This window comes from Pseudoalteromonas aliena SW19, from assembly GCF_014905615.1.
GTDB lineage: Bacteria > Pseudomonadota > Gammaproteobacteria > Enterobacterales > Alteromonadaceae > Pseudoalteromonas > Pseudoalteromonas aliena.
Genome location: NZ_AQGU01000025.1, coordinates 263891 through 283235, shown reverse-complemented (window position 1 = coordinate 283235; position 19345 = coordinate 263891). Strand labels below are relative to the sequence as shown.

The 19345-nt window shown below is 38.2% G+C and carries 20 protein-coding genes; 4 read left to right on the top strand and 16 right to left on the bottom strand.

The genetic code is table 11. The annotated features are described in order from the left end of the window. Positions 1-92: 92 nt before the first annotated feature. The gene (locus tag PALI_RS06800) at positions 93-1301 is read left to right on the top strand and encodes a porin (protein ID WP_193155357.1); all 1209 of its coding nucleotides are present in this window, start codon (positions 93-95) and stop codon (positions 1299-1301) included. A gap of 261 nt (positions 1302-1562) precedes the next feature. Here the strand turns inward: PALI_RS06800 and PALI_RS06795 are convergent, their stop codons facing one another. Beyond that, entirely contained in the window at positions 1563-2444 is an 882-nt protein-coding gene (locus tag PALI_RS06795; protein ID WP_077537885.1) for an alpha/beta hydrolase, read from the bottom strand. A gap of 176 nt (positions 2445-2620) precedes the next feature. Beyond that, entirely contained in the window at positions 2621-3169 is a 549-nt protein-coding gene (locus PALI_RS06790) for a GNAT family N-acetyltransferase (RefSeq protein WP_193155356.1), read from the bottom strand. 96 nt (positions 3170-3265) lie between these two features. Here PALI_RS06790 and PALI_RS06785 point away from each other — a divergent pair, with 96 nt between their 5' ends. Further along, on the top strand, positions 3266-3469 hold the full coding sequence (locus PALI_RS06785) for a hypothetical protein (protein WP_077537883.1): 204 nt from the start codon (positions 3266-3268) through the stop codon (positions 3467-3469). Between the two features lie 150 nt (positions 3470-3619). Continuing rightward, the gene (gene msrA, locus PALI_RS06780; protein WP_077539014.1) at positions 3620-4219 is read left to right on the top strand and encodes a peptide-methionine (S)-S-oxide reductase MsrA; all 600 of its coding nucleotides are present in this window, start codon (positions 3620-3622) and stop codon (positions 4217-4219) included. A gap of 86 nt (positions 4220-4305) precedes the next feature. Here the strand turns inward: msrA and PALI_RS06775 are convergent, their stop codons facing one another. The 13 genes from PALI_RS06775 to PALI_RS06715 all read right to left on the bottom strand — a co-directional run bounded on the left by PALI_RS06775 (position 4306) and on the right by PALI_RS06715 (position 17121). Beyond that, positions 4306-6420 (bottom strand): TonB-dependent siderophore receptor, encoded by a 2115-nt coding sequence (locus PALI_RS06775; RefSeq protein ID WP_193155355.1) that lies wholly within the window; start codon positions 6418-6420, stop codon positions 4306-4308. Between the two features lie 15 nt (positions 6421-6435). Then, positions 6436-7758 carry a DUF3526 domain-containing protein gene (locus PALI_RS06770; RefSeq protein ID WP_077537881.1) on the bottom strand — a complete coding sequence of 441 codons (1323 nt, stop codon included), beginning with the start codon at positions 7756-7758 and terminating at the stop codon, positions 6436-6438. Continuing rightward, the gene (locus PALI_RS06765) at positions 7755-9203 is read right to left on the bottom strand and encodes an ABC transporter permease (protein WP_077537880.1); all 1449 of its coding nucleotides are present in this window, start codon (positions 9201-9203) and stop codon (positions 7755-7757) included. The genes PALI_RS06770 and PALI_RS06765 overlap by 4 nt, the downstream gene beginning before the upstream one ends. Next, complete coding sequence (locus tag PALI_RS06760; RefSeq protein ID WP_226894543.1) at positions 9203-9970, bottom strand: ABC transporter ATP-binding protein; 768 nt, start codon at positions 9968-9970, stop codon at positions 9203-9205. The genes PALI_RS06765 and PALI_RS06760 overlap by 1 nt, the downstream gene beginning before the upstream one ends. Positions 9971-10170: 200 nt before the next feature. Continuing rightward, positions 10171-11982: a protein kinase domain-containing protein gene (locus PALI_RS06755; protein ID WP_077537879.1), complete on the bottom strand. Its 1812-nt coding sequence runs from the start codon at positions 11980-11982 to the stop codon at positions 10171-10173. 227 nt (positions 11983-12209) lie between these two features. Beyond that, positions 12210-12659: a hypothetical protein gene (locus PALI_RS06750; protein WP_193155353.1), complete on the bottom strand. Its 450-nt coding sequence runs from the start codon at positions 12657-12659 to the stop codon at positions 12210-12212. Positions 12660-12765: 106 nt separating this feature from the next. Then, positions 12766-13425 (bottom strand): NADPH-dependent FMN reductase, encoded by a 660-nt coding sequence (locus PALI_RS06745; RefSeq protein WP_193155352.1) that lies wholly within the window; start codon positions 13423-13425, stop codon positions 12766-12768. Between the two features lie 225 nt (positions 13426-13650). Further along, a complete protein-coding gene (locus tag PALI_RS06740; RefSeq protein WP_193155351.1) occupies positions 13651-13887 on the bottom strand; it encodes a hypothetical protein in 237 nt (78 codons plus the stop codon). Between the two features lie 76 nt (positions 13888-13963). Then, positions 13964-14212, bottom strand: a complete 249-nt coding sequence (locus PALI_RS06735; RefSeq protein ID WP_193155350.1) for a hypothetical protein — start codon at positions 14210-14212, stop codon at positions 13964-13966. 16 nt (positions 14213-14228) lie between these two features. Further along, the gene (locus PALI_RS06730) at positions 14229-14765 is read right to left on the bottom strand and encodes a hypothetical protein (RefSeq protein WP_193155349.1); all 537 of its coding nucleotides are present in this window, start codon (positions 14763-14765) and stop codon (positions 14229-14231) included. A 152-nt stretch (positions 14766-14917) separates the two neighbouring features. Further along, on the bottom strand, positions 14918-15778 hold the full coding sequence (locus PALI_RS06725; RefSeq protein WP_193155348.1) for a PhzF family phenazine biosynthesis protein: 861 nt from the start codon (positions 15776-15778) through the stop codon (positions 14918-14920). Between the two features lie 57 nt (positions 15779-15835). Next, positions 15836-16177 (bottom strand): MerR family transcriptional regulator, encoded by a 342-nt coding sequence (locus tag PALI_RS06720; protein WP_138585557.1) that lies wholly within the window; start codon positions 16175-16177, stop codon positions 15836-15838. A 254-nt stretch (positions 16178-16431) separates the two neighbouring features. Then, positions 16432-17121 carry an aspartate/glutamate racemase family protein gene (locus tag PALI_RS06715; RefSeq protein ID WP_193155347.1) on the bottom strand — a complete coding sequence of 230 codons (690 nt, stop codon included), beginning with the start codon at positions 17119-17121 and terminating at the stop codon, positions 16432-16434. A 514-nt stretch (positions 17122-17635) separates the two neighbouring features. On the opposite strand from PALI_RS06715, the gene bktB reads away from it, so the two are divergent. After that, a complete protein-coding gene (gene bktB, locus PALI_RS06710) occupies positions 17636-18829 on the top strand; it encodes a beta-ketothiolase BktB (protein WP_193155346.1) in 1194 nt (397 codons plus the stop codon). 293 nt (positions 18830-19122) lie between these two features. Here the strand turns inward: bktB and PALI_RS06705 are convergent, their stop codons facing one another. Then, positions 19123-19275, bottom strand: coding sequence for a hypothetical protein (locus PALI_RS06705; RefSeq protein WP_167368322.1), 153 nt, complete (start codon positions 19273-19275; stop codon positions 19123-19125). Positions 19276-19345 lie beyond the last annotated feature (70 nt).

Here is a 19345-nt window from a genome sequence, read left to right as displayed (position 1 = left end):
TTCACTTTTGACGTATTTATTGCTTTGTTAGTCTGCAACTTCTTAAATTTAACTTTGTTAAAAAGCGTCGTTCACACACAAGGAAATACTTAATGAACAAAAGATTAGCATCACTACTTAGTGCAAGTTTTGTAGTCGCTCCGGCTGTGTCAGCAGTTGAGTTATACAAGGACGAAACCAACTCTGTTAATGCAGGTGGCTATATAGATGTTCGTGTGATCCATACCCAAGATCAAACTGAAGTTGTTAATGGTACATCACGTATTAACTTTAACTTTGAGCGTAAACTTAAAAATGATTGGATGGCACTGGCACTTGTAGAATGGGGTATAAACCCTGTTGGCAGTAGCGACATAGTTTACAACAACCGCTTTGAATCTATTCAAGATGAGTTTTTATACAATCGCTTGGGCTACGCAGGCCTATTACACGAAAAATATGGCCAAATTACCATAGGTAAACAATGGGGTGCGTGGTACGAGGTTGTTTATAACACCAATTACAGTTTTGTTTGGGATGGCAATGCGGCTGGCGTTTACACTTATAATAAAGACGACGGCGCGGTTAATGGTACGGGTCGTGGCGACAAGTTAGTCCAATACCGTAACAGCTACAAAAACGTTAATTTTACCTTGCAAGCGCAGTTAAAAAATAGCGAATTTTATACGTGTGACGTGACTAATATTTCTGAATCTGGTTGCCAAAGTTTATGGGAGTCAGGTGATAGCGCGGCGCAAAAGGTCGAGTTTAATTCTACATTGGGCGGTGCAGTGACCTACAAGGTAACTAACATGTTAACACTTAGTGCAGGTGTAAACCGTGGTGAATTTGATCTTACTTTTGGCGATGGCACGACCCGCTCTGTTGAAGATTTAATTTATGGCGCAGGTATTACATGGGGTGATATTGATGCACTTGGTTTATACGTTGCCGCTAATATTAATAAAAACGAAAATCACGATACCGACAACTTAGGCCGTTTGATTAAAGACGCTATTGGTGTAGAGACATTCGCATCTTATCGATTTAACAACGATCTACGCTCTTTTATTGCGTATAACGTATTTGATGCAGGCGATGACTATGTAATTCAACCAAACTTTAATGCCGATCCAAATGATGTGTTTAAACGCCAATTTGCTGTAATTGGCCTACATTACTTTATTGACACGGACACAATTGCTTATATAGAAGCTCGAAAAGATTTTGGTGATTTTGAAAGCACTAACAAAGAGCAACAAGCTTTGATGGAACAATCTGAAGACGATGGTATTGCTATTGGTTTTAGATATACACTTTAAAATTCAGCGTATTTAAGCGTATAGGATATGCTTAATTAGCTAAGCATATCCTATACTAATTAGCTCCTATTCGAGTAAAGTGAAAACGATACTCATACTATGCTAGCTTTTAAGACCAAATCTTCCCCGTTGTTAAGAATGCATCTAACAAAGCATAGTATGATGTGTTCTTTTTATGTGTTTATACTCTGCTTTAATCTTTATAACTCAATGTTTACCTGACCTTTTATCACCTGAAATAAACTGAGTTTATATACAGTTTTAATGTTTTATAAAATGATTGTAACCTCTCAACGCATTTGCAACGCTAAGAGATGGGTTGTCTGAGTGTTCAGCTCCAAGATTTACGGCACTTTCCCATACGAGCGTACTATTAGGATTAGCCGTTAAGGCTTGCTCTAGATTATTAAATGCCTTTAGCATTAGTGGATGCTCTGCACTGCCAACAGATAAATACAAATAGGTTGGCGAGTTAATTTTATCAGATTGTGTATCTAAAAATGTATCTAGCTTTTTAACCACGGTCATATCGTCGTACCAAGCTGCGGGGCTAAATGCAAAGTAACCATTAAACAGCTCAGGTTTAGTATGCAGTGTATAAAGCACAAAACTCCCTCCTGCTGAAAAACCACTCAATACACGATTATTTGTAAGCTTATAATTTGCAGATAAATATGGCAGTAACTCGGTTTCAATAAACTGTAAAAACTTATCGGCTTCACCATTGGGCTCTGAAATTGCTTCAAGTGCCAAACGTGCCTCTGTATTTACATCTTGTCGCGCATAAGGAGGCACTAAATCACGATTACGTGTAAAGGTAAAAAATAAATTTGGAATAGACACTAATATAGCTTTATCCCCTTTTTCTTTTTTAGCTTGTTTGGTAAGTGCTTGATCCCAAGTTTCTAAGTTAAAATTACCGTCCGTTTTAATTATTAACGGATACGCTTTATTTGCATCGTAATTAGTCGGTAGTCTAATAAATACCTTACGCGACTCATTAAGCACTTTAGAATTAATGGTTACATCCGTATAAGCCGATACATAATGATTATAATAACGTATAGCAAATACGCCCAAAGCAAATATAACCACGGCTAAACTTAAATTTACAATGTAGTGTTTTGTTATTTTTATAGCCATACGGCATTCCTTTATATGTTTTCTGGTTACACATTATAAGTTACCGTATCTCAACCTACTTAAACTTAACAGTGTTATTTTACAAGTGTATGCTCAGCCCTAATAAACACGCCCTAGCAACAAACAGGCTCAATAGAAGCCCGCAACACGAATAAAAAAACACCTTAATATCGATATCACTGCTTACCTTGCTCATTTATTTTTTTATACCAAAGTTCACCGTTGTTACTGGTTATTGTTTTTATTCTGCTTGGCAATAAATCGGCATTAAAGTTAGGTGTAAACCCTAGCTTAGTCAAAAGTTTATGTGAACGTATATTTTTTATATTAACTTCGGCAAAAAGTTCATAAATTTGCAATGTATTTGGTAAGGTATTTATAAAACCGACTAGCGCTTCGCTCATTAATCCTTGTTGCCAATAATTTGGGGCAAGTTCGAACCCTATAAACGCACTATTGATTTTGTCCCCTATTTTATACAGACCACAAGTACCAATAAAACACGTATTAATATTATGTTCAATTGCAAGGCGGATAACTTCACCCTCGTAGTATGCGCTTATATCATCTTGTATTAACTGTTTAATATTATCTTTACTGAGCGGAGTTTTATAATCGTTAAATTGAGCAACGAGCGGATTATTTAAAATAGTAAACAACCCACCAGCATGTTTATGGGTGATCAAACGCAGTGTAACGCGTGGTAATTTTAAAGTTTTAAACATTTATTTTTAGCTAGTCAGTTGAAATAGCGCTTTATGGAAGTACATTATTAACTTACCATATCCCATTAACAAGCATTATATTGAGAGCCTTTTTCCATGAGTGACGAATTTAAAGTAATACAACCAACGACCACTGTTTTTTGTCCAGAGCGCGGTGAAGGTTGGACCTTAACTGGGATCACTAATATTAATGAATTTACCTCTGTAATGTTTAATGGCACCCGCTATACACTCCCAGCACGGGAAATAATAGAGCAACTTTTGCCAAACCAGTTAGCTCGTGAAACGCAAAATAGTTAGTTTTATGATAAAAAGTAAAAGGCTGTTTTATTTATCATAAAGCGGCCTTTACAGTTTAAAGCCCCGTATAAATTTAATATGAAAGACCTTTAAACTATTTCAGGTCTATTTATTATGCTTTAAACATTCATCATATCGATGCGAGATTTTATGAAAAAAATATTAGGCCTAGTTTTAACATCATCTGTGCTGTTTTATGCATCACTTGCTCATGCAGCTAATACAGAAAAAGCCGTTTTAGCTGGAGGTTGCTTTTGGTGTATGGAAAGTGACTTTGAAAAACTGCCAGGGGTTACTGATGTAATATCGGGTTTTACTGGCGGCAAACTTAAAAACCCGACATACAATGGTAACCATAAAGGCCATTACGAGGCCGTAGAAATCACTTACGATCCAGCAATAGTCAGTTACCAAGGTATACTTGATCATTTCTGGGTTAATATTGATCCCTTTGATGCTAAAGGGCAATTTTGCGATAAAGGCCCTAGCTACTTAAGTGCTATATTTGTTGAAAACGACGAACAACGTAAATTAGCTGAAAAAACAAAAGCAGCAGTAGTTGCCGAGTTTCCTAATCAAACGGTGGTTACACCAATACTAAACGCAAGTACCTTTTACCCTATTAAAGGAAAAGAAAGCTTTCATCAAGATTATTACAAAAACAACCCAATCCGATACAACACCTATCGCTGGCGTTGTGGACGTGATAGTCGTTTAGAAGATATTTGGGGCGACAGAGCTACGCACTAACCGATTATAAATTTTAATATCTATTTTAATACACTAAAGGCTGCTTTTATTAAGCAGCCTTTTTATTGTTAATGCTTACCTGTTAGTTAAAAGTTGTACGTAGCAGATAAACGTACAGTCCTTGGCGTACCTGGTTGAACCCATGCATCTGCAAACGAGTTTGTGTAATACGTCTCATCGAATAAGTTATCAACCTCAGCCCGTAAACCAATATTATCAGTGACATCATAATTAATAAATGCACGTGCTGTTGTGTAACTTGGCAGCTCAAAATCGGTACCAAAAAAGCCGTTTCGTGAGCCTACATAAACCAAGCCTCCACCAAATTTAACGGCTTTACCATATAACTCAGACGATTTAACTAGTTGTAAACTAAATTGATGCTCAGGAATATTTAATAAAGAGCTTCCCGCTTCTACTGTATAACCAAAGTTCGCATCAAAAAATGAGTTTTCAATAGTTGCATCAACATACGCATACGATAACCATAGGCTTACGCCATCAGTTAGCTCACCGTTTAAATCAATTTCAAAGCCTTTGCTTTGCGCTTCGCCAATTGCAGCAAAAGTAAATGCAGTGGGATCGTCAACTACCAGCATATTGTCTTGCTCTACTTTAAATACAGCAATGGTGCCAAACAGCGCGCCATCGTTTAAAGTAAACTTAACACCAAGCTCAGATGACGTAGATTGATTTGGCTCAAACCCATCTCCGTTTAAATCAGTACCCGATAAAGGTCTAAAGTTTTCACCATAAGCCGCATAAACAGAGACAAACTCACTCGCCTCATACACAACACCAAACTGCGGGCTAACACGCGATTCGCTTTGTTTAGATTGAGTATCAGCTAAGCGGTTATTAAGTGTTTGTTCGTAGTCATCAAAACGTGCACCAACGCGAATATCAAGCTTATCGGTTAGGCTTATTTGGTCTTGTATGAATATACCTAACGACTCTTGTATTTCTACCTTGTCGGTATTGGCTGTTGGTGTAGGTAACTCATACGCTCCATACACTGGGTTAAAAACATTTATATACTGATCGCCACGTACACGCAGAACAAATTGATTATTTTCGAACTTATCAGAATCAACACCAATTATTAAGCGGTGATTTAATCCAGCAACCTCTAAATTACCGGTTACTTCTGCGCGGTATACTTGGTATGTAGCGTCGTAATCACGGTAGCGTCTAAAACGATTTACTTTGCCATTTTCTACTACACCACCAAAGCCTGTTTCGGTTGCAAAACCTTCAAGCGATGTATCACGATAGTTTGCGCCCAGTAATACACTCCAATTATCATTAAAGTCATGAACAAACTCTAATTGATGGCCAAGTACGTTTGCTTCTATCGGTCCATCGCCTGGCTCACCTAAAAAGCGGCTTTCTGGTATTAGGCCAAGCTTGCCATCTATTGCTAATACACCTCTATCAAACGGGACCTCTTGATTGCTATATTCAAGTTCATAAATTAGTTGGCTGTTGTCATTAATGTTCCACGTAATAGAAGGACTAAAGCCCTTTTTAGTTGTTTCTATGGTATCGCGAAAGCTTTTTGCGTCTTCATAAAAACCGACCAGTCTAATAGCTACGTCGTCGTTAAGGGGCGTGGTGTAATCTACATCAGCACGGTAGGTATCAAAGCTGCCTACGCTTAGCTTTAGCTCGCCACTTGTATCAAATGTTGGGCGTTTAGTAACAAGATTTACTGTACCACCAGGCTCTCCACGACCAAATAGCGCAGCTCGTGGACCTTTTAACACCTCAACCGATTCAATACCCGACAAATCACGTGAGCCACCAAAACCACGCCCAGCATTAAAACCATTAACAAGGTAATTGCTTGGTAAGTTTTCATCGCCTACAAAACCACGTAGTGCAAAGCTATTCCAAAGCCCACCAAAGTTATTTTGACGCGCAACCGAAGCAGATAAATCAAGTGCTTGGTTTAAATCTATTGCGCCTGCATTTTCGAGTGCTTCTAAATCTATTTTCAGTTCTGATTGTGGGGTTTCTAAAGGTCTAAAATCACCTTGGTATGCTTGACGAGAGCCAGTAACCGCTAAACGCTCGAAAAACTCTTCAGTACTGTTTTCAGTACTATTGTTCTCATTAGCTGCAATAGCGTGGCTTGCAAACATACTTGCTAAGCAGGCACTAATATAAGTGAGCTTGAGCCCTTTTTTATTGGTATTCATGATAAACCTTGTTGATTAGTTAGCTGATAAATTTTGTTTTGGCTGAGCGTCTACATTGCTTAGCATTTTTTGTTCATTAAGTATGGTTTTGCTAAAGCTTGGCATATTTTCAAGCGCGGCTTTAGTTGGGTTACCTTTTACAAATAACCAAGGGTAGTAAAACGTCCGTAAGCTTTTATGAAATCCACGCATTTGCGATTCATACCTAAATGCCGCTACGGCATCTGTTTTAGCCATGCGTGTTAAACCACGTTGAAGTAATAATGGCGGTGATAGCCACGATACAAATCCTGCTAATGAATACTTTTTACGAGCCGCATCTTGGTAAGCGTGTGATAGCTTCGCCGCTTTTTCATCGCCCACTTGCTGAAATGCGTAGTACCATTTCCATTCAAACTCACTTTGCATGGCGGTGTAGTTTGTCCACTGGGGGTGGTTTGCTACAAAGGCATCCATCGTAATTTGCTTTGGTATGTCCCATGCCCCGTTAACAGCTTCACGCTGAGTTAGCACAATGTCGCCACCTTTAGGCGAATGTACCGCCTTGTTTATCGCTAAATCACCTAAAATAGGAATAATAAAAGCAACTAATGCCCAAAAGCCTATTAAGGTTGATGCAACACGTGGCGCACTAGTGGCATTTTTGCCCCACCACACACTCAAGAACGTCCAAAAAGCCAAGTAAATAACACATATAAAAGTAATAAAGCCAACATCACCCAGTACTGAGCGGCTAAGAAGTGCACCTATATAAAATGGCAGCATTAAACACACTATTACCGCTATAAACCTTACCGCTATACGTGCGCCCCACAGCGAAAAATAAGATTTAGCGGTAGTTACCAGTAAATCGTGCCTGCCGCTGGTGCGCTCACTAGCAAATAAATCATGAAATAATAAAATAATCACCAATGGCGCTAAAGCGCTTAATACAAATACAAAATCAATTTTACCTGCCTGAGCAAGCTCCGCATTTTGTGCATCGCTTTCGTATATTTGCCCCTCTAGCGCAAGTAAGTTTAAGCGATGTTTCCACGGGTAAATATCGCGCTCGCCCAAAGCTGCAAATGCTAAATTTGAAGGGGATGAATACGTTAAATGAAAACTGTAATAAGCAAGCGAACCTGCATCGTCGTACTTATGCTGTACGTTAGTTAAGTCTGTTAAATCGGCGGCTTTTAAGCGCTCAATAGTTTGCTTTTGCTGTGTTACTTCACTAAGCCCGCTATAAATTGCAAATCCCGACATTACAAACGTACACACCAGTAATACCACTAAGTATTTTTGACCAAGTAAAAAACGCCATTCACGCGCTAGCTGTTTTAATGGGTAACTCATAACAAGCGCCTCCCTACAAATTTAATACTGCCTAACAATACTGCAATCCAAAGTAGTAGCTGTAAAAAAGCAGGTATGCTTCGCTGAGTTCTTACTTCTGGGGTGTCTACATTAAAGGTAAAATCTTGCAGTACTTGCCAGTTTTGAGCACTAACACGTGCTTTTTGGGTTGCTGCAGTATTGGCATTTCGGTTCATGTCATCTTGGTAGCTAAGCTTTTCTACATGAACTTTATTTAGCCCTTGTACAAAATCAAAGCGCAGCTGCTCGGTTTCACGTAAAAAACGATGATGCGTTTCAATACTTGTACCCACTACAATCATCGATAATGACCGAATTGCCACCATAGGTGATACCCAGCCAAAATAACGCGATATCTTCGTTTGTTTAAGCTCAGCTTGCATACGCTGCTCAGCAAACTTATTGAGTACGCTCGTGAGTTTAGCCTCAGATTCGCTTGCCACTAGCCCTCTAAAATTAACAGGTAGCTCATCAATACTGCTCACGTTGTATTTATTAAGGAGTGATTGTTTAAATTGCTTAAATGCAGGGTCGTTTGTGTTGTGCCCGTCACCTAGTTTTCTAAGTTCGGCTTTTACGGCAAAGTCGGTTTCTATTTTACCTGTTGATGGTATAGCCGTTGAAGCTGTTGTACTAGCTACACGTGGCATTACAATACACAGTAAAATCCATACAAATGCGAGAGCTGTAAAGCTGCTACTGTTTTTACTAAATAGGCTTGATGCCAATAAAATAAGCAGCACCCACACAGTTAAATATAAAGCGTAGCCAAACACAAAGCTTGCTACAGCAAGTAAGCCTTCACCTGAGTCAAGTGTAAATAAAGCCGATACCGTAAGCGGAATTAAAATTAATCCTACAACAGATATTAACGCAAGCCCTTTACCTGCAATGAGTGTTGCGCCCGATGTACCTTGCGATAACAAGTAAGATAACGTTTGCGACTCACGTTCACGGCTAATTGCGCTATAACCAATTAATATTAGTAATAACGGTGCGAGTGTTTGTACAATAAACGCAGGCGTTAAACTGCCTAATTTAGTAAGAGCAGTTCCTTGGCGGCTATCTGCAAACATCGCGCTATTTTGTCTGTGCCCCTCTAAAAATATTGAGTTACCCGTGTAGGCATCAATACCTGGGTCGAGTGTGCTCAGTGGCGAAGGCGCTCTAAATGCATAATGCCCATAATGCACCATTCTGTGCGGGTGGCGGTCAGGCTGATCAACAAAGCTTTGCTCAGCGCTTGTTTGCAGTTCGTGCCGAGTATGGCTTAGCTCCATCATAGTAATTGCGGTCACAATTACCGACGCAAGCGTAAGCACTAGACCAATGGCAAGTACGGTCATTGCAAGTTTTGAGCGAAGCCAATAGCGCCATTCATCCTTTGCAACAATAACCACCTTTGAAAAGTTATTAATACTCATTAAGCGCCTCTTTGCGCAAATGCGGCATGAACTTGCTCGGTATCAATACGGCCATTTTGTGGTGCGTCAAATTCGCCCACCAGCTCACCGGCACTTAATAAACCAATACGATTAGCCACTTGACATGCGCCGTATACATCGTGCGTAACCATTAAAATAGTCGCCCCCGTTAATGCAAGCTCACGCACAAGTTGATTAAACTCATCAATGGCAACTGGATCTAAGCCTGAAGTAGGCTCATCAAGTAAAAATATTGGTGCTTCACGCAGGATGGCAAGTGCAATTGCCGTTTTTTGCCTCATGCCTTTTGAGTAAGTTTGCATGTGGCGATCCCACGCATCTTGCTGCAAATCAACACGAATAAAGGCAGCATTGATTTGCTCGTCTGTTTTTTTTATGTCAGCAAGTGATAAAAAATATTCAACGTTTTCGCGCGCTGTTAAATGCGGATATAAGGTTGCCGATTCGGGCAAATATGCGGTTTTACCTCGCACAAAGTCAAGTGCTTGTGTTACCTCTTTACCCGCAACCTTTACCGAGCCATCAGTTGGTTTATTAAAACCAAGTAACGTTTTCAAAGTGGTTGATTTACCCGCACCGTTGCCACCAAGTAGTGCATAAATTTCACCTTTGTTCACGGTAAAATTTAAGTCCTTTAAAATAACTTTGTTTTTAATACTAAAATTTAGCGAGCTTACCTCAATGATAGATTGCGCTTTATCTATTTGGGTAGTGCTAACTTGTGGTTTAACGGTTTGTAATTCAATTGATGTTATTTTATTAACTGCAGTCACACTCACACTCTATTATGATCATTTTTGAATGCAATATGTTATACTATAACAAATCTTAATTGCAACAATATAACATACCAATTGTTGCAGTGAGTTTATTAACGCAAGGTACCGAGATAATCTTTGTGGGTTATACAACGTAAAAAACGTGTGGATGAACTTTAAAGTACTTTTTATATAAGTTTAGGGTTTTTAGGAAAATAATGATCTTCTTGTTGCTTACATAAACTAAATTCACGGGTATTTTTATAAGGTAGTTTCATAAATCCTGCGACACCAACATCAGTAATATTGACGGCATATTGCATTAGCTTATTAAGCAAACGCTTAAACTCAACTTCTTTTGTTTCATCAAGTAGTCGGTAGTAGTGGTGAATCTTCATTCTGTCGGGCAGTGCTTCAAAAATAATACACCCTGTGTGGTGGATCTGGTTAAGCTCAAATACACATTTAATAACTTTTTTGGGTAATTGTAATTGCTCGTCAGGATCTTTACCATCTTCAAAGTACGAGTGTGGCCGTGTTATTTCGTTAGCTTTCATACTAACGACTTCGTAATCAAGTTCAGGTAGGCTATCAAATTTAAATGCACCAGTCCCATCGCGCTCTAACTGAATCGTTTTACGTGCATCAAATAAGCAGCACTTAAATAACCCTTTTTGATTAATTGCTTGGGCAAGCATCACCGTATTATTTATAGCATCGCTAAAGGCATCGCCTAAAGACTGGTCATGTATAATTAAAGATGATTCAACAAACAGCGAATCATCTTTCCAATGAAAACTAAGCCCACCCACAGCGGGGTATTTAGCCAGTCGGCTAATTGAAGCTAAAAATGCTTTTTCTGTATCGCCAGTATCAAATAGAAATTCTTTATAGTAACGATCGAGTTGAGCATCGTTTACGTCAAGCAACTGCTGATTATGATCGGCCTGGCGTAAAAACTGTTTACGTGAACTATATACAACCGTGTCAGGCTGTTCTTCTCGGCCATACCAAAATGGTATGGCCGCTTTTTTTCGATTTTTTTCAAGGGTAGGTAAATAAACTTTAGCCATAGTGGTAATATTGCGCATAAAGTAATCGCCAGCGCTATCGCGTATCGCTTTATTTTTACAAAGCATGCCATCAATAACTTTAGCTAGCTCTTTTGGTAATCCTAAACTGCTTGCAGGTATTGCTTGAGCGCCAAAACGGCACGACTGCGCTGATGCAAGTGCATACAAAGTAGCGGCTACACCTTGTTCATCAAAGCGAGGGGATGATTGCTCACCCGACATTTGTGCTTCACCAATAAAGTAAACATCGCCCATACGCGCATTAGTGGTACTTAAGTCGCCCGACATTAAATCCATAAAGTTACTAGCAACTGGATTACCATCACTATCAACCTGCGCAAACACAGAGCTGCCCCAATCAACTAACGACAACGCATTGGTATTTTTATCCCATACAAGGTTTGAAGGTTTTACATCACCATGGACTATAGGCTGCGGACTTACTCCATTTTTATGACTTCGCAAATCAATTAATACATTACGTAACCTAACCGCTAATGCCATTATTTGCGCCGCGCTGAAGCGCCCAGTTTTAAGCGATACTTTTTCAAGATCTTCACCAATGGCCCTTGCCATCATTAAAATCCCTTGTTTTTTGATACGCTCAAATGCATAAAAGGTTGGCACTAACGGGTTATTAATTTGCGAAAGCATATACGCTTCATCTTCAAGCCGATCTCGTACACTCTGTGCAAGCGTAATACGCGAAAACTTAAATACCCAAGGTAAGCTGTTACCGTCATCCCCTGCAAACACAAAACCAAACGCACCCGACCCAATCATTTCAACGTTTTTATAGCCCAGTAGCGTTAACTGCTTAATACAGATATTAAGCCATTGACGATGTTTTTTAGCATCGCGGTGTGAAAGCAAATAGACAGATTGCTCTTCGTTGATATAAAAATTGCGGATTTCTTTGGCTTTCAATGCGGGCACTCAAGTTTATAAAACTAACCAATTATTAGTTTTATGTAATGAGATTACAATAGCTTGAATAGGAGTTTTTAAATCGTTGAATAAAGTAGCGCCGTGTTTATCCTTCGCGGTTAAATTTACAGCAGAGAATTAATTGTAAACGTTAACGCTAAAGCTTACTTAGCTAAAAGTAAGCTTTTACAATCAACTGTATATAAATACAGTTGATTGTTATTTTACTAACTTTCAATAATACGAAGATGCTTAAGTGATGATACATTTATGTGCGTTTGATAATAATATTTATTAGTTGCTCTACCGCGACTCATAAAATCGATAGTTACTCGTTTAGCTTCGCCTGTTACTTCTATTGTTTTATCAATAAAAAAGGTTTCTACAGGTTGTCCGTATTTACTTTCAAGCTCTGCTGCTACATTTGGCTTTATTGATATCGTAATTGAACGTCTATCGCGGTAATCTGTTTCTGTATTTAAATACAACCAATTACCCTGAGCCCCTGCCGCTTTAATGTGAAACAGGTAAGTACCAACAACTCCTTTTGGTGCACTTTGCTCGGTTAAAGCTATAAGGTCCATATTTGTAGTGGAACGCTGACTTACTTCACTTTTATTAGGAACAGCACTACACGCACTAAGCGCTAATACGCTGAAAAGAGTTATATACTTCAAGATACAATTTCCTTGCTTCTTTTTGTGTTAATAAGAATGTAATGGCATTAATAATACCACTGTATGCATCATTGTTTCTATAAGAGAACCAAATATTTACAACCAGTTAAGGAGCATTACGCTGAGAAGGATCTGTTTTAAAGCTTTTTAACGTACTTTGTGGATTTACCACCTCTGCATGTTGTTTAGCTGCTTGCGCCCACCACGTTAATTGACTAAACGTACGTGAAAAATAATTAAACCAAGACGATCTATCTTGCCCTGCGATTGGCTTTCCATCCTCATTAAACACATCTTGTGCTTTGGGTACATGGATCATCGCAGAAACCGGTAAACACCCGAGCTCAGATAAAAAAGTTCGCAAAGTGACCGCAGCTCTTACCCCACCCCATTGCCCTGCAGAATAAGTAACAATAGCACTAGGTTTATATGAGAACAGTGAGCTGCCAAAGTGATTAAGTAAATCGGCAAGCGCTGGACTCATACTGTGGTTATATTCGGGGCTGATCATAATGTAGCCATCGGCCACTTCAATTTTATCTGCCAATAATGCGAGCGGTTCTGGCGCATTACTTTTAGCGTAGGCAAAATGTGGTTTAAATATGCTTTCGTTTGGAAAATCTAATACATCTATTAGTTCGAACTCATGCTCACCAAAGTGCTCTTTTAAACACTCCATACATGCGCTAGAAACTCTAGAGCCAAGACGTGCTGGTTTTGGTGGAGTACTGTCGCGCGCACTGCCTAAAAAAACTAAAAACTTCATATAAACATCCTTTATTTCTATGATCGAGATCTAAATTTTCATTAGGTATTTTCAGTTAAAACAAGGTAAATCAAGCGTATAAAGCAAGTCTATTACAAATAGATTCAACGCACTTCGTTCTAAGATAAACACTTTAAAATAGATTTATTCTTCAATGTTTAAGTTAAAGTTTGAGCGAAAGCAATATACTGAAATACAGCTTTCGCAAATACAATAAGTTAGCACCTAATGACTTAAATAAGCCATTAAGGTAATGAGTGCAACATAAAAACAAGCACCTAATAAACAGATCAAGTTAACCGTTTTAGCTTTGCTCACCTTAAACGAGGCAGAATCTTTAATATCATTTTTAAACTGCCCAAAAGTAACTACTTTCAATACCACACAGCCCGTAGAATAAAATAAAAAGCCTAAAATGGTATCAACAAGTAACCAAGTAAAAATCTCTACAAATACACTCATACTATTTCCTTAATTCGCATTAATATAAAACATCCGTAGTTTATTGAAAAATAATTTAGCAAGGCTGTAATCTATATCACAGTCCAACTCCAAGTCTTTTTAACAGCTTAAATGCTATTTCTGCATTGTTCGCTATTTTCATAACTTTTTCGTCTTCAGATGTTGCTTCGTTTACTTCTGTCAATAAAACATGTAACTCTTTGAGATCGTCATCCGAAAAGGCTTTGCGTAATTGTGGCGTTGAAAGCGGCAATGAGTTAGTGAGCTCATTTGCAATGCTGGAAATATCAGCATTAAATTCATTTCTTATATCATTTAAGCTCATGCTCATATCCCTTTATTTAAAGTCCAGCAGTGTTTAATGAGTCATTTATAAATGTGCTTATAGCAGGGGGAATTGGAATTATCTTCCCAACTTCCTTAACGGCTGATTGTTGAAAATTAACAATCGCATTAGCACTTATTAATAGATTAGTAATACTTTCATTTGCGGCAATAGTATTTTTGGTGTTTGACATAATTATACTTTTCATACTATTTGCTTTAGCATTAATTTTAGATCTTACCTCATCCCTGATCAGAGCAGATAAACCAGCCACGCCCTCTTGCTGTTGCGCTGTTAATACCGCGTTTTGTGCAATACTTTTTTTAGAGCGGTAGCTCTCATTCGCCTTTGCATACACTTTTGACCATTTTTCATCAAGCATACTGTACGCAGATAGCTCCCAAGCCTTAACCATTTCAACACCGTTTTCACCTAAGGCGTTTATCCCAACAGACACTTGTTTATTTACATCAATTGCCGCTTGAGGAATATTGCTACAGCCTGTTATCACTACAAATAGTGAGGCAATAAGCGTGATATTTTTGATCTGCATTTATTTTATCCCAACGATCTATTTTTATAAAATGAATGGTATCGATTATACATATTCAATTGATAAGTTCCCCCACCTTGACGATTATTTCTAAAGGTAGGTTAGTCTAAATAGCTTTAGTAAAATGCTAAAGCCATAAAATATGTATATTTTCAAATTTCAACATGCATACGGTTAGATACGACACCAACACCGTCAGCTAACAGGTAGTTTATTGCACAGTTCTCTACTTTTAATAAAACCTCGATACAACTTGGTGAAGGTTGGAGCATAGAATACCCCTGCTCTATTTTAAATTCAGTTTGCCTAAATTTAAGAATGTCATGCAGAAAACAAGCAAGCGGTCCGGCAGCCATACCCGTTGCAGCTTCTTCTGTAATTCCATAAAGAGGAGCAAACATTCTTGTTGAAGCATCTCTCCCCAGAATATTAGCCTCAAGAGTAAAAACATAGAAACCAACAAGACCATATTTTTCAGAGATTTCTTTAATGATTTCATGGTTTGGACATAAACCATCAAGAGCTTCTCTACTTGTTACACCAACAAGCATAAATGCATTTCCTGTATTTACTATCATTGGATCTGAGAGAGTAATATCTGATGAAATACCAAGTGCTTCCAGAACTGCATTTTTTTCTATCACGCTAATATACTTAGGGGCTAACTGTTCCATATAGGAAAAATCACCATTAACTTGAATATCTCTTCTTCCATCGATGGTTTCTTTGGAAGTCATTGAATTTTGTAATGATCCAAGCTGCGACAAATAACTAAAAGTTGCAATAGTTGCATGCCCGCAATGAGCTATTTGCTTTTTTGGGGTGTAAAAATCAAGCTTAAAATCTGCAATTTTGGACTTTGATACAAAAGCCGTTTCAGATAAACCTACTTTTTTTGCTACAGCGAGTTTTTGTGACTCGTTTAAAGAGTCTGCATTAATTACAACCCCAGCAGGGTTACCCCCTTTTCCACCGTCGGTAAATGCATTCACGATTGCTACTTCAACTTTCATTGTTTGTTCCTTCTATGAATATTAAAGTGAGCTTAGCAATGTAGACTACACTCTAGGTCAAGCATTTTTGAACCTATAAATTTTATTTTTTGTTACTTCAATATAGTGGTCAATATTATTTTTCTGTATTTGTAATTTACCTAGATGCTCTTCAAGAAATGCTACGCAGAGCATGTGCTCGTTTTCATAAAATGCTTTGGTGTATTTTTTTATCTCACTCAAAGACATGCCAGAGTTTTTCATGCAAGAAACCCAATTAAGCACGTCTACATCCATTAAGTCATATGATCGATGGCCGCTTTCATCTTTTTCAGGCTTTTTGATAAGACCTTGTTTTTCATAATATCTAATTGTATGAATACCAAAGCCTGTTTTACTACTAAGCGTACCTATTTTCATATTATTAAACCTTTAGCTGACTAACTGCACCGCTTAACCTAGCTCTAAAAATTTAAGAGCTATATAATATTTCAAGATAATGTATAAATCGTAAACCAATTCCCATTTTAATCTTTATAGCTAAATCCTGAGTTCGTAACAATCTGCTTGTATATGGGTTTATTTAATGATGAAAAATTACGCCGATGATACAGAGTAATTAAATCCATTAAATTGCTTAAATATTTATACAAGTTGATATCACTAGTAGCACATTAAATTGCCAAATCAACTGCTTTTCGCGCATGTTCGTACGTCGTATCTAAAAGCCTAATATGCGTATCTTCTTGTTTAATTAGCATACCGATTTCAGTACACCCTAATATGACGGCCTCCGCTCCTTGCTCAGCAAGGGCATCAATTATTCTTAAATATTCAGCTTTAGATGATGTAAGAGCGCGCCCTAAACAAAGCTCTTTATAAATAACATTATGAACAATAGTCCTATCTGATTTTTCTGGAATTAAGACCGACAAACCGTGTTTTTCTTTTAACCGACTTTTATAAAAATCTTGCTCCATAGTAAAAGCAGTACCAAGTAAACCAACGGTTTTCACTCCCATTTTAATAAGTGTTTCTGCTGTTGCATCAGCGATATGGATCAAAGGGATAGTTATACTTTCCTGAATTTGGGGAGCAACTTTATACATCGTATTTGTGCAAATTAATAAAAAATCAGCACCTGCACGTTCGACATTTTTTGCCGCTGCGCAAAGTATATCCGAAGTTCCATTCCAATCACCTTTGTGTTGGAGTTTTTCGATTTGATCAAAATCAACGCTATACATGACAATTTTAGCTGAGTGTAAGCCGCCAAGTGACTCCTTAACGCCTTCATTTATCACTTTATAATATCCGGCAGAACTTTCCCAACTCATGCCACCTAAAAGACCAATTGTTTTCATACAGTGCCTAACACATATAGTATTGCAGTTGGTTTATCCTAGTAGTTAGCCAATTAATTGTCTATTACATAACGTTTTTATATACTGTTAAGTGTAACCAATTGTTTAAAATGTGGTTTATCTGGTTTAAGAATTTTTAAAATACATTCATCCACTACCAAGTCTTTTCATAAACAGATAACAACTTTACGCCTGTTGCTTTCGTTTATTGATAAATTATGTTTTGATGAATGAAGTTGAATTGCAAACCTTTGTTGTTTAACAGCTTCATTCATAACAGAGCCCGTAGAAGCTTAAATAACCTGAACTCTGGGTAAGAGATTTACTAACGTATTGAATCATGGTGATATTTAAGTTTATTTTCTCTAGCCAGAGATTTTCAGTGGAAACAAGGCGAATTTACGCCTCAATAGCGGGCCTATTGCAAGTAAATTCGACGCAGTTAGCGCTGAAAATAGCTGCTAGAGATAGATTTATTACCCGGAGTTCAGGTTAAATATAATAAGAGAAAATAATGGCAAAATTTAATAACAATAGCGTAGTTATATTAAGCGCAGTACGCACCGCTATAGGTGGTTTTGGTGGCAGTCTAAAAAATTTCACCCCTGCCGAACTTGGCACACTTTGCGCAAAAGAAGCCATTTTAAGAGCCAAACTGTCACCCGTTCAGATCGGCTCATGTGTAGTAGGTAAAGTAATACATAATGGCCCTAAAGATGCTTATCTATCGAGAGTTATTGGCTTAGACGCAGGATTACCTATCAGCAGTCACGCAGTGACACTCAACCGACTATGTGGCTCGGGTTTAGAAGCCATTATACAAGCAGCCCAGCAAATCCAATTAGGCGATGTAGATGCAGCTTTAGCAGGCGGAGCAGAAAGCATGAGCAGCTCTGGTTATACCTTAGAAAGTAACCGGTGGGGCAAAAAAATGGGTAATAGTATCATGGTGGATGAATTAACCACCACATTACAAGATCCGTGGGATAATAACCCAATGGGAATAACGGCTGAAAACATTGCAGAAAAGTATAATATTACTCGTGCGCAACAAGACACCTACGCAGCCCAAAGCCATCATAAAGCGTCGAAAGCTATTATCGCAGGGCATTTTAAAGAACAAATTATTGCTATAGAAATCAAATCAAGAAATAGCGTCCACATTTTTGATACTGACGAGCATGTTCGCGCTGATACAACGGTAAAAAAACTATCGACCTTACCACCCTATTTTAAACAAAATGGCACAGTAACAGCAGCAACATCATCCGGTATTAACGATGCAGCGGCAATGTTGGTACTTATGTCAGAACAAAAAGCGCAAAAGCAAGGCTTAAAGCCTCTGGGAAGATTAGTCGGTTATGCAAGAGCTGGTGTGGCCCCCGCATTAATGGGAACAGGGCCTATCCCAGCTGTAAAACAGGTATTGGAAAAAACAGGGTTAACAATCGACGATATGGATGTGATTGAGTCAAATGAAGCCTTTGCCGTACAAGCGTTGTGCGTAGCACACGAGCTAAATTTTCCTGAACACAAAGTAAATCCAAATGGCGGCGCAATTGCTTTAGGTCACCCTGTTGGCGCAACAGGCGCTATTTTATCTACCAAGTGCCTTTACGAACTTAAACGTATTAATGGTAAATACGGTTTGGTCACCATGTGTATTGGTGGCGGACAAGGTATTGCAGCCATTTTTGAAGTGCTTTGACTGCGAAATTGTTGTTTGATTAATTTATAAAAACATTTATAAGAAAATAAGATATTAAACAAACATGCCGTTAATTACATTATTACTCTCATCTCTCAGTACAACCCTCTCCTGCGGGGCTTAATGCCCCACAGTTTATTTATCGGTCCGCTACTCACTTGTATATCAGGAATTTTTAACACCGTTAGCGACTGGTTTATCCATCACATTAATTAAGCATTATTGCGAAATTGGTATAAGCTATATTCAACAATAAAGCCTAAAAAAATGATGCTTTATCTTACCCTATGTTACTACCGTAACCTGAAGCCATTAGTTATTTTTTGTAGCTGTTTACTAAGTTGATCTAGCTCCATACTCGCAGCGGATACCTGATCAGCACCAGCCGCGTTATCAATAGCAGCTTGTTTAATTGAATCAATACTATGCGCAATTTCTTCAGACATGCTACTTTGTTCATGCGCTGCTGTTGCAATAATTTCAGCTCGGCGAGCTATATAATCTATTTGGTCAACG

Bases quoted from the DNA above. Each gene is read 5' to 3' on its own strand.
- PALI_RS06745 (WP_193155352.1), bottom strand. From the start codon at position 13,425: ATGAAGTTTTTAGTTTTTTTAGGCAGTGCGCGCGACAGTACTCCACCA.
- PALI_RS06790 (WP_193155356.1), bottom strand. From the start codon at position 3,169: ATGTTTAAAACTTTAAAATTACCACGCGTTACACTGCGTTTGATCACC.
- PALI_RS06740 (WP_193155351.1), bottom strand. From the start codon at position 13,887: ATGAGTGTATTTGTAGAGATTTTTACTTGGTTACTTGTTGATACCATT.
- msrA (WP_077539014.1), top strand. From the start codon at position 3,620: ATGAAAAAAATATTAGGCCTAGTTTTAACATCATCTGTGCTGTTTTAT.
- PALI_RS06720 (WP_138585557.1), bottom strand. From the start codon at position 16,177: ATGAAAATAGGTACGCTTAGTAGTAAAACAGGCTTTGGTATTCATACA.
- PALI_RS06770 (WP_077537881.1), bottom strand. From the start codon at position 7,758: ATGAGTTACCCATTAAAACAGCTAGCGCGTGAATGGCGTTTTTTACTT.
- PALI_RS06705 (WP_167368322.1), bottom strand. From the start codon at position 19,275: ATGTCTGAAGAAATTGCGCATAGTATTGATTCAATTAAACAAGCTGCT.
- PALI_RS06795 (WP_077537885.1), bottom strand. From the start codon at position 2,444: ATGGCTATAAAAATAACAAAACACTACATTGTAAATTTAAGTTTAGCC.
- PALI_RS06800 (WP_193155357.1), top strand. From the start codon at position 93: ATGAACAAAAGATTAGCATCACTACTTAGTGCAAGTTTTGTAGTCGCT.
- PALI_RS06715 (WP_193155347.1), bottom strand. From the start codon at position 17,121: ATGAAAACAATTGGTCTTTTAGGTGGCATGAGTTGGGAAAGTTCTGCC.
- PALI_RS06730 (WP_193155349.1), bottom strand. From the start codon at position 14,765: ATGCAGATCAAAAATATCACGCTTATTGCCTCACTATTTGTAGTGATA.
- PALI_RS06765 (WP_077537880.1), bottom strand. From the start codon at position 9,203: ATGAGTATTAATAACTTTTCAAAGGTGGTTATTGTTGCAAAGGATGAA.
- PALI_RS06785 (WP_077537883.1), top strand. From the start codon at position 3,266: ATGAGTGACGAATTTAAAGTAATACAACCAACGACCACTGTTTTTTGT.
- PALI_RS06725 (WP_193155348.1), bottom strand. From the start codon at position 15,778: ATGAAAGTTGAAGTAGCAATCGTGAATGCATTTACCGACGGTGGAAAA.
- bktB (WP_193155346.1), top strand. From the start codon at position 17,636: ATGGCAAAATTTAATAACAATAGCGTAGTTATATTAAGCGCAGTACGC.
- PALI_RS06735 (WP_193155350.1), bottom strand. From the start codon at position 14,212: ATGAGCTTAAATGATATAAGAAATGAATTTAATGCTGATATTTCCAGC.
- PALI_RS06775 (WP_193155355.1), bottom strand. From the start codon at position 6,420: ATGAATACCAATAAAAAAGGGCTCAAGCTCACTTATATTAGTGCCTGC.